We start from the raw sequence: 14,592 nt of genomic DNA on the forward strand, positions 1-14,592 counted from the left end.
GAAAAGAACATGAAGAAAAAAATATATAAAATAACAGCGCTTTTGCTTGCTACAGCCCTTATGGTTATGGGCTGTGGCTCTGCGAAAAGCGGTAAAGAAAACAGTGACAGTACGAATTCATCGGCTCAGACATCCTCAGATAATAGCGATTCAAAAAAAGCAGAAGCCCCTCAAATTGACGGGCTGACGTATGAGTCTGCGATGGATCTGACGTATGCGCAGGAATTCGATGTATTTTATTATAAAGATGGATATAAGCTGATTGATGTTCATGAGGGACGTCAGTATCTGATCGTTCCGGAAGGCAAAGAGGCTCCGGAGGGACTGGACAGTGATATTGTTGTCATCAATCAGCCGGTTCAGAATATTTATATGGCTGCTACAGCAATCATGTCATTATTTGATGCATTAGATGCAATTGATACTGTGAAATTTTCTGGTTTAGAGGCTTCCGGCTGGTATATAGAAAGTGCGAAGAAAGCAATGGAATCCGGAGCTATGACATTTGCAGGAAAATACAGTGAACCGGATTATGAGAAGATTGTAGATGGAGATTGCAAACTGGCAGTAGAATCTACGATGATCCTTCACTCACCGAAGGTGCAGGAGATGATTGAAGACCTTGATATCCCAGTATTTGTAGATTATTCCAGTTATGAGTCTCATCCACTTGGAAGAACAGAGTGGGTCAAAGTCTATGGAGCAATGTTGAATAAAGAAAAAGAGGCAGAAGCATTTTTTGATGACCAGGCAAAGGTGATCGAAGATCTGAAGGATTTTAAGAATACAGAGAAGACAGTGGCATATTTTTATATCAATACAGACGGTTCTGTGGTTGTTCGCAAATCCGATGACTACATTCCGACTATGATTGAGATTGCCGGTGGAAGATATGTGTTCAAGGATCTGAAGAATTCTGAGGGGAATGCGCCATCTGTAAAACTGACGATGGAAGAATTCTATGCAACGGCAGTAGATGCAGATTATCTTATTTACAACGGAACCATTGACGGGCAGGTGAGTAGTCTTGGTGATCTGGAAGCCAAGAGCAATCTGTTTACAGAGTTTAAAGCTGTCAAAGATGGAAATGTATGGTATACTGGTAAGAACTTATATCAGGCGACAGACACAGTTGGAGAACTGATTTCAGATATTCATCTGATGCTGACAGATGGTGATGCCAGTCAGATGACATTTCTTGAAAAGATGAAATAAAGATCAAAAAATAAAAGAAACTGGTGGAGAAATATGCAAAATAAGGAAACAAAGCAGGAACAGTTAAGTTTTCATACTGAAAATTTCAGAAAAAGATCCAGATATACATTTGTATTTGTGTGTATGATCGCAGCATTTTTTGTCATTACAGTGCTGAATATTAATACGGGAAATGTACATATTTCTGTGCCGAAGATTTTGAGAATATTATTTTTACATGATGGAGAGGCGGTAGAGTACAGTATCATATGGAAGATACGTCTGCCGCGTATCCTCATGGCAGCATTACTGGGCGGAGCATTGTCTCTGTCCGGTTTCTTATTACAGACATTTTTCTCAAATCCGATCGCAGGACCGTTTGTACTTGGAATTTCTTCCGGAGCGAAGATGGCTGTCGCACTGACTATGATTGTATTTTTAAAATATGTAGGACATTTTTCATCTTACACATTAGTAGTGGCAGCATTTATCGGTTCGTTGATATCGACGGGATTCATTCTTTTGATGTCAAAGAAGATTCATCATATGGCATCCCTTTTGGTAGGAGGAATCATGATTGGATATATCTGTTCCGCAATTACAGATTTTGTGGTGACATTTGCAGATGATTCTGATATTGTAAATCTTCATGGCTGGTCACAGGGAAGTTTTTCCGGTATGAGCTGGGGAAATATAAAAGTAGCTGTAGTTGTAGTTGGAATTGCGGCAGTGTGTACATTTTTACTGTCAAAACCAATCAGTGCATATCAGCTTGGAGAAGCATATGCACAGAGTATGGGAGTGAATATTAAAGTATTCCGAGTTGTTATTATATTACTGTCAAGTATTCTTTCCGCGTGTGTGACTGCATTTGCCGGACCAATTTCTTTTGTGGGAATTGCAGTTCCATTTCTTACGAGAAAAGCGTTCGGAACATCAAAACCGATTGTGGTGATACCGGGTACATTTTTTATAGGGGCTGTATTCTGTATGATCTGTGATCTGATCGCTCGTATGGCACTGGCACCGGTGGAGCTGAATATCAGTACAGTCACATCGATACTTGGTGCACCGATTGTCATCTATATGATGGTGAAGCGCGAGAAAGGAAGAATGTAACATGGCAGATTATTATTTTAAAATGGATGATATGGCTGTTGGATACCAGGGAAAGACACTGATCCATGACATTAATATTGGTATTGATAAAGGTGAAATTGTAACGCTCATTGGACCAAATGGATCCGGTAAATCTACAATTTTAAAGAGCATTACAAAACAATTGAAATTAATTGGAGGAAAGGTGTTCTTCGATGACACGTCGCTTCAGGAAATGTCTTATAAAGAACTTTCTTCCAATATGGCTGTTGTTTTGACAGAACGTATTAAAACGGAGCTTATGACCTGTCATGAAATTGTGGCAACAGGGCGTTACCCATATACAGGGCGGCTTGGAATACTGACGCCGGAAGATGAACAAATCGTAGATGAGGCAATGAAGGCAGTTCATGCAGAAGATCTGGGAAACCGCGATTTTAACGCTATTAGTGATGGACAAAAACAGAGAGTTCTTCTTGCAAGAGCAATCTGTCAGGAGCCGGAGATTATTGTGCTGGATGAGCCGACATCTTTTTTAGATGTACGATATAAATTAGAATTACTTGCAATATTGGAACGTATGGCAAGAAAAAAGCATATTACAGTCATTATGTCGCTGCATGAGATTGATCTTGCACAGAAAGTGTCGGATAAGATTATCTGTGTGAAGGGAGATACCATTGCACATTATGGAAAGCCAGAAGAGGTATTTAAGGAAGATACAATCCGCAGTCTTTATGAAATTGACAATGGTTCTTTTGATCCGGTATTTGGAAGCATAGAGCTTCCGAAGATAGAAGGAGAACCAGAGGTATTTGTGATTTCGTCCGGAGGAAGCGGAATCCCAATTTATCGACAGTTACAGAAAGAACACATTCCATTTGCAGCAGGAATCCTCTACAAGAATGATATTGACTATCAGCTTGCAAGACTTCTGGCAGTGGAAGTGATTACAGAAGAACCATTCCGGCAGATTAGTGATGAGACATTTGCAAGAGCAGTTGAAGTGATGAAAAAGTGTAAGAGAGTTATTGTAACAGATGTGCCGGTGGGAGAATGTAATAAAAGAATCGAAGAATTAATAAAGTTAGCAAAATAGCAGGACGCGTAGTAAATTCGAGGTTTACTACGCGTTAAATGTATTATTTTTTGAAAAACAATCCTTCATATGTTACAATAAAAAAGCTATGGAGATTTAGAACTTAAAGGAGAAAAAAGATGAAGAACAAACAGATAATCGGTCTGGTTGTGGCTGGGGCTGTATTTATTGTGACAGGTGTTACAAGCGTATTGACGAATACTTTATCTGCAAATACAATGGCAGAAGATGTGACAACGATGCTGGCTGGAGAACTGGAATTTGATCCGCCGGCAGATGATTATATTGGAGTTGTGAATGTAGTGGGGACGATTCAGGAGCAGACGCAGAGCAGTGTACTGGATACATCGTCTGGATATCAGCACAATACAACGATGGATTATATTGACAATCTTATGGACGATTCAGATAATAAAGGGATTCTGCTGTATGTGGATTCTCCAGGCGGAGCGGTCTATGAGTCGGAAGAACTTCATGACAAGCTGATAGAATATAAAGAGACGACAGGCCGTCCAATCTGGACTTATATGGCGCATTATGCAGCTTCTGGCGGGTACATGACGTCTGTAACCGGAGATAAGATTTATGCGAATAAGAATACGGTTACAGGATCTATCGGCGTCATTATGTCAGGGTATGATATGAGCGGACTTTATGAGAAACTTGGAATTCGTTATGTCAGTATTACAAGTGGTGTGAACAAGGACAGTTCCAAGCTGACAGACGAGCAGGTCGCAATTTACCAGTCACAGGTCGATGAGTGTTATCAGGAGTTCGTAAATATTGTTGCGGACGGAAGAGATATGTCGGCAGACCAGGTAAAAGCATTGGCAGACGGACGCACTTACACTGCAAAACAGGCAAAAGCGAATGGGCTTATTGATGAGATCGCAACTTACCAGGATGTAATGAATCAGATGGCTTCGGAGCTTGGAGTAGACGAGTTCTATACACCGAGCAGTGAGGAAAGCATATTGGCAGCAATATTTAGTAAAGCAGAAAAGCTTGTTCCAAAATCTGAGGCACAGATATTAAAGGAAACTGCCGAAGAGAAGGAAAGCGGGGTGCTGATGTATTATGCAGAACAGTTACAGTAATGAGAATTATGCTGGGTTCTGGGTGCGTTTAGCAGCATATGTGATAGACAGCGTCATTGTGGCAATTGGACTTTTCGTTGTGCGTCTTGCATGGATCGGAATCGGAGCGCTGATCAGTGGTACAATATTGGATGAAAATGTATTGTTTCATTATTCATTAAAAGATATTGTGTTGTATATTTTCAAAGTCATGTATTTTGCTTTATTGACATGGTGTACTGGAACGACGATTGGAAAACGACTGATGAATCTTAGGGTAGTATCTGCTGACAGAAATGAAAAACTTTCATTTGTGGATGTGTTATACCGGGAGACTGTCGGAAGATTCTTATGTGGAATATCTATCTGGATTGGATATATTATTGTGGGAATTGATAAGGAAAAACGGGGCTTTCACGATATGCTCTGTGACACAAGAGTTGTCTATGAGAAAAAAGTGAAAATGTATCCAGAGTATCAGAGTGCGGCAGGACCGCAGATGTCTGTACAGCCGCGAGAACCAGTGCAGACACAGAATTATGTACAGAAAAATGTGCAAGTGCAGAGTCAGTCACAGCCAGGACAACCGTATAGAGCGGTGCCAGATGGAGGATATAGTTTCGTGAGTGATGCCGGGCAAGTGAAAAAGGAGTTTACACAAGCTGAATCTGAAAAAACAACCGGGACTACAGGTGAAAATGTAACAGAAATAAAAGAAAATAAAGAAGAAGTAGAAGATAGTATAGAAGAAAACATACAGGAAGGGGATTTATAATCATGAAACGTCAGGACTTTTATTATGATCTGCCAGAGGAATTAATCGCGCAGGATCCGCTTGAGGATCGTTCCAGTTCCAGACTTCTTGTCCTTGACAAGGAGACGGGAGCTACTTCACATCATATATTTAAAGAAATTACAGGATATCTGAAAGAAGGAGACTGTCTTGTCATCAATGATACCAAGGTTATTCCGGCAAGACTGATTGGAGCGAAGGAAGGAACCGGAGCAAAGATTGAGATTTTATTATTAAAGAGAAAAGAGAATAATATCTGGGAGACACTGGTAAAGCCCGGTAAGAAGGCAAAAGTTGGAACAAGAATCGTATTTGGAGAAGGTATTCTTGTTGGAGAGGTCGTTGGAATCGTAGAAGAAGGAAATCGTCTGGTGAAGTTTGAATATGAAGGAATTTTTGAAGAGATTTTAGACCAGCTCGGACAGATGCCGCTGCCTCCGTATATTACACATCAGTTGGAAGATAAGAATCGTTATCAGACTGTTTATGCAAAGCATACCGGATCCGCAGCGGCACCGACAGCGGGACTTCATTTTACACCGGAATTATTAAAAGAGATAGAAGAAAAAGGCATTGACATTGCGAGAGTGACACTTCATGTAGGACTTGGAACATTCCGTCCTGTAAAGGTAGATGAGATTACAGATCATCATATGCATTCTGAGTTCTATCAGGTTGACGAAGAAGCAGCTGAGAAGATCAACCGCGCAAAAGATTCCGGTCACAGAGTTATCTGTGTTGGAACGACAAGCTGCAGAACCATTGAATCGGCAGCGGACGAGACCGGACATTTGAAACCGACAAGTGGCTGGACAGAGATTTTTATCTATCCGGGATATAAATTCAAGATTTTAGATGGATTGATCACGAACTTCCATCTGCCGGAGTCAACACTGATTATGTTAGTATCAGCACTGGCAGGAAGAGAACACGTATTGGCAGCATATGAAGAAGCAGTACAGGAAAGATATCGTTTCTTTTCTTTCGGAGACGCCATGTTGATTGTATAAAAATAATACTATAAATATTGGATGAAACATGATATAATAACACTGTTGCTACCCTCTATATAGCGTAGAAAGGGGGTGTTGCCAGTGAAAGAAGTACTCATATCGTTTATTATCACTGTTGTGGCTGGTGTGGTTTGCCACCGCATCAACAAATGGTTAGACGGGGATAAGTAGAGGGCAACTAGCCTGTGGGGTTAAGCCTTCCCATTGCCAAAAGTAGGAATAAAAAAGCTGAAGGTCTGACACACCTTCAGCTTTTTGGTTACCAATGAAAGATAACCTCATATCGTTTTGCCTATTGGCATTATAGCATATGTAATTTGATAATACAATATGTAAATATAAAAACAAATTTGAATCGTTAAATTAACGTTAAATAATATGACATAATGAGGTTACCAGTGAAAGATAACCTCATATCGTTTTGCCTATTGGTTATAATTTAATCTTCATCACATCCACATCAAGATTCCACAGGAACTTATCCAGATCTTTAAAGGAGAGGAATACAGTTGCTGTGTTCTCAAGCGGATGAATTCCCAGACTTTTGCATTTGCTTAAGTTTTTATCAATAAAAAATTCGACTGCATGGTCGGTATCATTCATGAGACCGAATGGAGATACGCTTCCCTGTTTGAGCCCGAGATATTTTTCGAGACGTTCTTCTGAGGCAAAGCTTAAGTTTCCGGCACCGAGCTGTCTGCCAAGAGACTTTAAGTCTACTTTAGCATTTTCATCACAGGTAATGAGAAAATGACGTTTTCCTTTTGCATCTCTGAGAAACAGGTTCTTGCACAGAGTTCCTTTCTCAGGAAGACCGAGGCGGTCCATGTCTTCCATTGTGTGTACGGGTTCGTGTTCTACGACTTCATATTTAATTCCGAGCTTGTTTAAGGCGTCATAGACGCGCTGCTTTTGTTCTGACATAAAAAATGGCTCCTTTCTTTGCTTGCTTTATTGTATCACAGAATGTAGATTTCGGCACGCGGATATTGAAAAGTCTGGCATCAATAAAAATCTTGAAAGAAAAAGACAATAGATGGAAGTGGCAAATGATTTGACAACCTTCACACAGATAGGTAGAATGAAGAGAGCGAACGATGATGAATTCAAGAATTTCAGACTGGAAGGGTAAAAACTATGACGAAAAAACTCCGAAGAGGATATACCACAGGAACGTGTGCACAGGCAGCAACAAAGGCCGCGGTCACAATGCTTCTTGGAAATGTCAGCGTAGATCAGGTCACAGTGTCTTTACCAGGAAAAGAAGTGTTGACACTGAAGATCGCTGAGGCTCAAAAAGAATTTAATAAATATAATAAAAGTAATCCGGATATAGAATCTGTTTCCTGCGCAGTACGAAAAGACAGTGGAGATGATCCAGATATTACAAATGGAATTTTAGTATACAGTAAAGTAAGCAGAATAAAATCTGGTATAGTCCTGGACGGAGGCATTGGAGTCGGCAGGGTGACGAAGCCCGGATTGGATCAGCCTGTAGGAAATGCTGCAATTAATCGAGTGCCGAGACAGATGATTTTAAGAGAAGTCGAAGAGGCGTGTGAAATGTATGGGTACGACGGCGGAATTAAAATAGAGATATCCATTCCGCAGGGAGTAGAACTGGCAAAGAAAACATTTAATCCGAGACTTGGAATTGAAGGCGGTATTTCTGTTTTGGGAACAAGTGGAATCGTGGAGCCGATGAGTGAACAGGCTCTGCTTGATACGATTGAATTAGAGATGAAGGTCAGGCGTGCAGGGGGAAAGAACTATCTCATTATGGCGCCAGGAAATTATGGGCTGGATTTTCTGCGGGAAGCATATGGAATTCAGGATAAAGATGTAGTAAAATGCAGTAATTATATAGGGCAGAGCATGGATATGGCAGCAGATTGTAAGTTTCAAGGGCTTGTACTTGCCGGACATATCGGAAAGCTGATCAAAGTATCAGGTGGAGTGATGAATACGCATTCCAGATGGGCAGACTGCCGTATGGATCTTTTGGCAACGGCAATGCTACGGGCTGGATTTTCCGCAGATCGTGCCAGAGCGGTTCTGGATTGCGTGACGACCGATGATGCGCTTGCACTTTTAAGTGAAGAAGAGCGAGAAGCTACAATCGGGCAAATCATGAGATCCATTGAAAAATATATGGAATACCGCATGGCAGATCAGATGCCTGTTGGGGCAATTTTATATTCAAATGTGTATGGAATTTTGGGAAAAACAAGTAAGGTAGATACTTTGATGCATTTGTGGGAGGAAGAAAATCAATGATACATTTTGTAGGAGCAGGACCGGGAGCGGTCGATTTGATTACGGTAAGAGGACAACGATATCTTAAAGAAGCAGATGTAATCATTTATGCTGGATCACTGGTCAATAAAGGACTGCTGGAATATGCAAAGGAAGGCTGCGAAGTTTATAATAGTGCCTATATGACACTGGAAGAAGTCATAGAGGTTATGATAAAGTCAGAAAAAGAAGATAAGATGACCGTACGACTTCATACGGGTGATCCTTGTCTTTACGGTGCAATCCGTGAGCAGATGGACATTCTTGATGAAAAAGGAATTGATTATGATTCCTGCCCTGGAGTCAGCTCATTTTGTGGAGCGGCGGCAGCACTGAATCTGGAATATACTCTTCCGGAGGTGTCACAGAGTGTTATTATTACACGAACGGAAGGAAGGACTCCGGTTCCTGAGCGGGAAAAGATCATGAGTTTTGCTGCACATGGTGCAACGATGGTTCTTTTCTTAAGTACAGGACTTTTGGAAAAGCTGGTAAAAGAACTGCTTGCCGGAGGATATGCACCAGATACGCCGGCAGCAATTGTGTACAAAGCAACATGGCCGGAGGAAGAGGCATATGTATGTACGATAGATACACTTGTGGAGACAGCAAGGAAACATCAGATTACAAAGACTGCACTGATCCTTGTGGGAAATGTAGTGACTCACAGCCATTATGAACGGTCAAAGTTGTATGATCCGGGATTCACAACTGAATTCCGGAAAGGAAGTGATTCTTAGATGAAAGCTGCAATTCTGAGCTTTACTGCAAACGGAAGAAAGACGGCTGGAAAAGTCAGGAAAGCTTTGTCGGCAGAAGACTGGCTTGTAGCAGAGAATGTCAAATGTAAAGAAGAGGCAGATTCTTATGAGGGAAGCCTGAAAGAATGGACCGGAGAACATTGGAAAGTATCTGATGTTTTGATCTATGTAGGTGCAGCAGGAATTGCAGTTCGGGCAGTTGCATCATTTGTAGTGTCCAAAAAAGAAGACCCGGCTGTACTGGTTATAGATGAGCTTGGAAAATACTGTATTCCAATCTTGTCCGGACACATTGGAGGTGCCAATGAACTTGCAGAAAAACTCAGTCAAATGCTTTCCATGGAGGCCGTGATCACAACAGCAACAGATTTGAATCAGAAGTGGGCGGTTGACATATTTGCAAAGAAAAATAGATTATATATAGAAGATATGAAACTGGCAAAACTCGTATCTGCAGATATTTTGGCTGGCAAACAAGTTTTAGCAGAGATAGAACCAGAATGCTCTGTCATAGGACAGATTCCAAAAGAATTAAAATTCATACATGAGTCAGACAGATGTGATTCAAGGGCTTTAAAGATTCACATAGGAATCTGTAAAAACGATGCACCTGCAGGAAGCGGAACACAGGTGTTGTATTTGATTCCTAAAGCTGTGGTTTTAGGGATTGGCTGTAAGAAAGGAACTGATGCTGAAAAGATTGAAAAGCATGTAACACAGGTGCTTGAGGATTATGGGATTTTTCCGGAAGCAGTGAAACTTGCAGCAAGCATTGATTTAAAGAAGGAAGAGCCTGGACTATGTACATACTGTGAAAAATATGACATACCGTTTCAGACATTTTCGAAAGAAGAGCTGGAACAGGCAGAAGGGACATTTACAGGATCTGAATTTGTAAAACAGACCACAGGTGTTGATAATGTGTGTGAAAGAAGTGCTATGTGTGCCGGAGGGGAGAAAATTCTGGTACACAAGACAGCGCATGAAGGAGTGACAGTTGCTGTGGCAGTGGAGAAATGGAGTGTGGATTTTGAATAAAGTATATGTGATTGGAATGGGACCTGGTGCTTATGAGCAGATGACGGTTGCAGCGGTGGAAGCGCTAAAGGGCTGTGATGTGATTGTCGGGTATACAGTATATGTAGATCTTATGAAAAAATATTTTCCGGAAAAGGAATTTATGACAACGCCGATGAGAAAGGAGCCGGAGCGATGCCGACTGGCATTTGAAGAGGCAAAAAAAGGGCGTGTGACAGCTATGGTGTGCAGTGGTGATTCCGGGATTTACGGAATGGCAGGACTCATGTATGAAATCGGAGAAGAATATCCGGAAGTCGAGATCGAGGTTCTTCCGGGTGTGACAGCAGCAATGGGGGGAGCAGCAGTGCTTGGTGCACCTCTTGGACACGATTGCTGTATGATCAGTTTAAGTGATCTTCTGACACCGTGGGAACTGATTGAAAAGAGACTTCGGGCGGCAGCACAGGCGGATTTTCTGATTGCTTTATATAATCCTTCCAGCAAAAAGAGAAAAGATTATCTTGCAAGGGCTTGTGATATTTTGCTTGAGTACAAAGAAGAAAGTATTATATGCGGTATTGTGAGAAATATTGCAAGAGAAGAAGAAAGTATGAACATACTGACACTGAAAGAGCTACGAAATACCGAGGTAGATATGTTTTCTACCGTTTATATAGGGAATAAAATGACAAAAATAATTAAAGATAAAATGGTTACACCAAGGGGATATCGATATGACAGAAAATAAAATTTTAATATATGCAGGAACAACAGAAGGAAGACGGCTGGCAGAATTTTTAGTAAAAAGGGAAGTCAGTGTTCATGTCTGCGTGGCAACAGAATATGGAGAGAGTCTGCTGCCAGAGGGAAGTAATATTACAACAACACATGAACGGATGGATGAAAATCAGATGATAGAATTTATCAATGAATATCATCCTTCATATGTAGTGGATGCGACTCACCCTTATGCGATAGAAGTGACAGAAAACCTGCAAAATGCATGTGAAAAAGCCGGAGTTCCATATTTGAGGATTTTAAGGGATACAGGAGCTGAAAAGTCAGATTGCATTTATGTGGATAGCATGGAAGAGGCAATTGAATATCTGGAGCAGACGACAGGAAATATTCTGGCAACGACAGGAAGTAAAGAACTGGCAGCTTTTCAGAATCTCACAGATTACAAAAAACGTGTTTATGCGAGAGTGCTTTCAACAGCGAAAGTGGCACATAAGTGTGAACAGCTTGGGTTTACCGGAAAGAATCTGATCTGTATGCAGGGACCATTTTCGGTGGAAATGAATTATGCAATTATGAAGAGCTATGACATTTCTTATATGGTGACAAAGGATTCGGGAAATATTGGCGGGTTCCTGCAAAAATATAATGCAGCGAAAAAGGCTGGTGTGAAAATCATCGTTCTGGGCCGTCAGAAAGAAGAGTCCGGATATACTTACGAAGAAATCATTGATCTGTTAAAAGAAGAGTATCATTTCAAAACAATGCAAAAAGTGACGCTTGCAGGAATCGGAATGGGAACAGAAGGTTCAATGACTGTGGAAGTTAAAAAGGCATGTGAGGAAGCCGATGTACTGATTGGTGCATCACGTATGTTAAAATCTGTTGTAAAAGAAGGACAGCAGACATTTGCAGCTTACAAACCGGAGGAAATTACGGATTATATTTTCAGTCATCCACAAGATGAAAATATAGTAGTTGTACTGTCAGGAGATCCTGGCTTTTACAGTGGTGCAAAGAAATTGATTTTAACGATCCGTGACAGGCTGAAAAAAAGTGGTGAGCCTGAGCGTGTAAAGACAGAGATTTTACCGGGAATTTCTACAGTTTCCAGTTTGTGTGCAAAACTTCAGATTCCATGGGAAGACATAAAACTTGTCAGCATTCATGGACGAGAGGAAAATCTTCTTGCAGCTGTGAAAAATAATAAGTATACGTTTACACTGACAGGTTCTGCAGCAGATGTCCGTAAGCTTGCAAAAACTTTGATCGATGCCAGACTTGGGGATTGTAACATGGTAGTCGGGGCAGAGCTTACTTATGAGGGAGAGCAGATTTTAAAAGGAAATGTGTCAGAATTCCTGGATTATGATGGAGACAATCTTGCAGCGGTGCTCATTGCCAATCCATATGGTGGAGAAAATGCGGTGACTCATGGAATGAATGATGAAGAATTTATCCGTGGAGATGTTCCAATGACAAAAGAGGAAGTGCGATCCATCAGTCTTTCAAAAATGAAGATCAGAAAGTCGGATATTATATATGATATCGGGGCGGGAACCGGATCTGTATCTGTGGAATCTGCAATTCAGGCAGAAGACGGACAGGTTTATGCAGTGGAAATCAATCCGGAGGCAGCTGGTCTTATTGAGGAAAATGCCAGAAAATTTGCAGTGAGCAACATAAAAGTTATTGAAGGCAGTGCGCCGGAAATATTAAAAGATCTTCCGGCACCAGACTGTGTATTTATCGGAGGAAGTAAAGGACGGCTGGAAGAGATTCTGGAGCTTATCAGGAAAAAGAATCCACAGGCAAGAGTGGTATTAAATGCTATTTCACTGGAGACATTGGCGCAGACTCTGGAATATTGCAGAAAATATCCGATTAAAAATGATGAAATCGTGCAGGTCAATATTGCAAAATCTAAAGTAGTTGGAAGTTATCATATGATGACAGGACAGAATCCGATTTATGTTGTAAGTTTTGAATTAGATTAATTATACGGCCGGACTTTGAACAAGGAGTTAAACAGAAAAAATATGCAGCCCATAGATGATAAAGACAATAACAGAAATAGTAATGCAATTCCAAGATTATTATTGACAGCCGCATCCAGTGGAAGCGGAAAAACGATGATTACATGTGGAATATTAAAGGCTCTGAAAAATCGTGGTCTTAATTGTGCTGCATTTAAATGTGGACCAGATTATATCGACCCGATGTTCCACCGGAAAGTGCTTGGAATCGACAGTTACAATCTGGATACCTTTATGTGCAAAAGAACAGGAGTGAGACAATCACTTCTTTCTCATGGAAAGAACAGAGATATCTGTGTTCTGGAAGGTGTGATGGGATATTATGATGGAATTGCCGGAATTTCAAAAGAAGCCAGCGCATGGGATGTGGCAGATACAACAGATACACCAGCTATATTGATTTTAGATTGCAAAGGAGTCTCTGTCTCTGCAGTTGCAGTTGTAAAAGGATTTTTGGAATATGAAACAGAACATCATATCAAGGGCGTGATTTTAAACCGTATCTCCCCGATGATGTATGCAAGGATGAAGCAGATGATAGAAGAACAGTTAAAAGTCCGCGTATATGGATATGTTCCGGTTGTATCAGAATGTGTTCTGGAAAGCAGATATCTGGGTTTGCAGATTCCGGAAGAAGTAGAGAAAATCGATGAAAAGCTGGAACATCTGGCAAGGGTGATGGAAGATACCGTAGATTTGGACGGAGTATTAGAACTTGCCCGGAATGTATCAGCAATGCAGGAAGATACACAAGTCAAAGAGCATCTTTTGAACTTATCAGACACTTTGCAAAAAGGGATTCGAATTGCAGTTGCACATGATGAAGCATTTTGTTTTATCTATCCGGATAATCTGGAGATTTTAAAAAAATTGGGAGCAGAAATTGTCACATTTTCACCAATACATGACAGAAGCCTGCCTGAGAATATACAGGGAATTGTTCTTTATGGAGGGTATCCGGAGCTGTATGCGAAAGAATTAAGTGAAAATGATTCTATGCGTGAAAGTATCTGCCATGCAGTAACGTTGGGAGTACCATGTATTGCTGAATGTGGAGGATTTATGTATCTGCAGGAACGGATGGAAGGTTCTGACGGGAAAATATATGATATGGCCGGAGCGCTTTTGGGAAAAAGCTATAAGACAGAAAAACTGAGAAGGTTTGGATATATTATATTATCCAAAGGGACAGTTTTTGGTCATAATGTTGGAAACATTACAGCACATGAATTTCATTATTACGAATCAGAAGAATGTGGTCATGCATTTACAGCGAAAAAACCGATGTCCACGAGGGGATGGGAGTGTATGATCAGTACAGATACAATATTGGCAGGATATCCACATATTCATTATATGGGAAACCCACAAGTTGCAGAAGCATTTGCGGGTGCGTGCAGAAGATATAAAGAAAAAGATTAACAGGCATGATGTCAGGACAGACAAGAGGGATAGGAAGCTAAGAAGCA

General features: G+C 40.9%; 13 protein-coding genes. 12 read left to right on the forward strand and 1 reads right to left on the reverse strand.

The window, feature by feature from the left end; genetic code table 11:
* Positions 1-9 precede the first annotated feature (9 nt).
* From LI164_RS04545 to queA, 6 genes are all read left to right on the forward strand, one after another.
* Entirely contained in the window at positions 10-1,215 is a 1,206-nt protein-coding gene (locus tag LI164_RS04545; RefSeq protein ID WP_227086788.1) for an ABC transporter substrate-binding protein, read from the forward strand.
* 33 nt (positions 1,216-1,248) lie between these two features.
* Positions 1,249-2,313, forward strand: coding sequence for an iron ABC transporter permease (locus LI164_RS04550; RefSeq protein WP_005338727.1), 1,065 nt, complete (start codon positions 1,249-1,251; stop codon positions 2,311-2,313).
* 1 nt (position 2,314) lies between these two features.
* A complete protein-coding gene (locus LI164_RS04555; protein ID WP_117606468.1) occupies positions 2,315-3,391 on the forward strand; it encodes an ABC transporter ATP-binding protein in 1,077 nt (358 codons plus the stop codon).
* Between the two features lie 119 nt (positions 3,392-3,510).
* Entirely contained in the window at positions 3,511-4,488 is a 978-nt protein-coding gene (gene sppA / locus LI164_RS04560) for a signal peptide peptidase SppA (RefSeq protein ID WP_005334150.1), read from the forward strand.
* Positions 4,469-5,242, forward strand: a complete 774-nt coding sequence (locus LI164_RS04565; RefSeq protein WP_227086789.1) for an RDD family protein — start codon at positions 4,469-4,471, stop codon at positions 5,240-5,242. The genes sppA and LI164_RS04565 overlap by 20 nt, the downstream gene beginning before the upstream one ends.
* 2 nt (positions 5,243-5,244) lie before the next feature.
* Positions 5,245-6,270, forward strand: coding sequence for a tRNA preQ1(34) S-adenosylmethionine ribosyltransferase-isomerase QueA (gene queA, locus LI164_RS04570; RefSeq protein WP_147567548.1), 1,026 nt, complete (start codon positions 5,245-5,247; stop codon positions 6,268-6,270).
* A gap of 435 nt (positions 6,271-6,705) precedes the next feature.
* Here queA and LI164_RS04575 read toward each other — a convergent pair whose 3' ends face one another.
* The gene (locus LI164_RS04575) at positions 6,706-7,197 is read right to left on the reverse strand and encodes a prolyl-tRNA synthetase associated domain-containing protein (RefSeq protein ID WP_040015675.1); all 492 of its coding nucleotides are present in this window, start codon (positions 7,195-7,197) and stop codon (positions 6,706-6,708) included.
* 213 nt (positions 7,198-7,410) lie between these two features.
* On the opposite strand from LI164_RS04575, the gene cbiD reads away from it, so the two are divergent.
* From cbiD to LI164_RS04605, 6 genes are read left to right on the forward strand one after another with little or no spacing between them, the layout of a single operon-like run.
* A complete protein-coding gene (gene cbiD / locus LI164_RS04580; protein ID WP_005334142.1) occupies positions 7,411-8,550 on the forward strand; it encodes a cobalt-precorrin-5B (C(1))-methyltransferase CbiD in 1,140 nt (379 codons plus the stop codon).
* The gene (gene cobM / locus LI164_RS04585; RefSeq protein ID WP_168933721.1) at positions 8,547-9,308 is read left to right on the forward strand and encodes a precorrin-4 C(11)-methyltransferase; all 762 of its coding nucleotides are present in this window, start codon (positions 8,547-8,549) and stop codon (positions 9,306-9,308) included. Before cbiD ends, cobM begins: the two co-directional genes overlap by 4 nt.
* Complete coding sequence (locus LI164_RS04590; protein ID WP_227086790.1) at positions 9,309-10,367, forward strand: cobalt-precorrin 5A hydrolase; 1,059 nt, start codon at positions 9,309-9,311, stop codon at positions 10,365-10,367.
* Positions 10,360-11,097, forward strand: coding sequence for a precorrin-3B C(17)-methyltransferase (cobJ, locus tag LI164_RS04595; protein WP_040015674.1), 738 nt, complete (start codon positions 10,360-10,362; stop codon positions 11,095-11,097). Before LI164_RS04590 ends, cobJ begins: the two co-directional genes overlap by 8 nt.
* Positions 11,084-13,084, forward strand: coding sequence for a precorrin-6A reductase (gene cobK, locus LI164_RS04600; RefSeq protein ID WP_227086791.1), 2,001 nt, complete (start codon positions 11,084-11,086; stop codon positions 13,082-13,084). Before cobJ ends, cobK begins: the two co-directional genes overlap by 14 nt.
* Positions 13,085-13,126: 42 nt before the next feature.
* A complete protein-coding gene (locus LI164_RS04605) occupies positions 13,127-14,545 on the forward strand; it encodes a cobyrinate a,c-diamide synthase (protein WP_227086792.1) in 1,419 nt (472 codons plus the stop codon).
* The last annotated feature ends 47 nt before the right edge of the window (positions 14,546-14,592 follow it).

This window comes from Dorea sp. 210702-DFI.3.125 (assembly GCF_020560945.1).
Lineage (GTDB): Bacteria > Bacillota > Clostridia > Lachnospirales > Lachnospiraceae > Dorea > Dorea formicigenerans.

Bases quoted from the DNA above. Each gene is read 5' to 3' on its own strand.
- LI164_RS04545 (WP_227086788.1), top strand. From the start codon at position 10: ATGAAGAAAAAAATATATAAAATAACAGCGCTTTTGCTTGCTACAGCC.
- LI164_RS04550 (WP_005338727.1), top strand. From the start codon at position 1,249: ATGCAAAATAAGGAAACAAAGCAGGAACAGTTAAGTTTTCATACTGAA.
- LI164_RS04555 (WP_117606468.1), top strand. From the start codon at position 2,315: ATGGCAGATTATTATTTTAAAATGGATGATATGGCTGTTGGATACCAG.
- sppA (WP_005334150.1), top strand. From the start codon at position 3,511: ATGAAGAACAAACAGATAATCGGTCTGGTTGTGGCTGGGGCTGTATTT.
- LI164_RS04565 (WP_227086789.1), top strand. From the start codon at position 4,469: ATGCAGAACAGTTACAGTAATGAGAATTATGCTGGGTTCTGGGTGCGT.
- queA (WP_147567548.1), top strand. From the start codon at position 5,245: ATGAAACGTCAGGACTTTTATTATGATCTGCCAGAGGAATTAATCGCG.
- LI164_RS04575 (WP_040015675.1), bottom strand. From the start codon at position 7,197: ATGTCAGAACAAAAGCAGCGCGTCTATGACGCCTTAAACAAGCTCGGA.
- cbiD (WP_005334142.1), top strand. From the start codon at position 7,411: ATGACGAAAAAACTCCGAAGAGGATATACCACAGGAACGTGTGCACAG.
- cobM (WP_168933721.1), top strand. From the start codon at position 8,547: ATGATACATTTTGTAGGAGCAGGACCGGGAGCGGTCGATTTGATTACG.
- LI164_RS04590 (WP_227086790.1), top strand. From the start codon at position 9,309: ATGAAAGCTGCAATTCTGAGCTTTACTGCAAACGGAAGAAAGACGGCT.
- cobK (WP_227086791.1), top strand. From the start codon at position 11,084: ATGACAGAAAATAAAATTTTAATATATGCAGGAACAACAGAAGGAAGA.
- LI164_RS04605 (WP_227086792.1), top strand. From the start codon at position 13,127: ATGCAGCCCATAGATGATAAAGACAATAACAGAAATAGTAATGCAATT.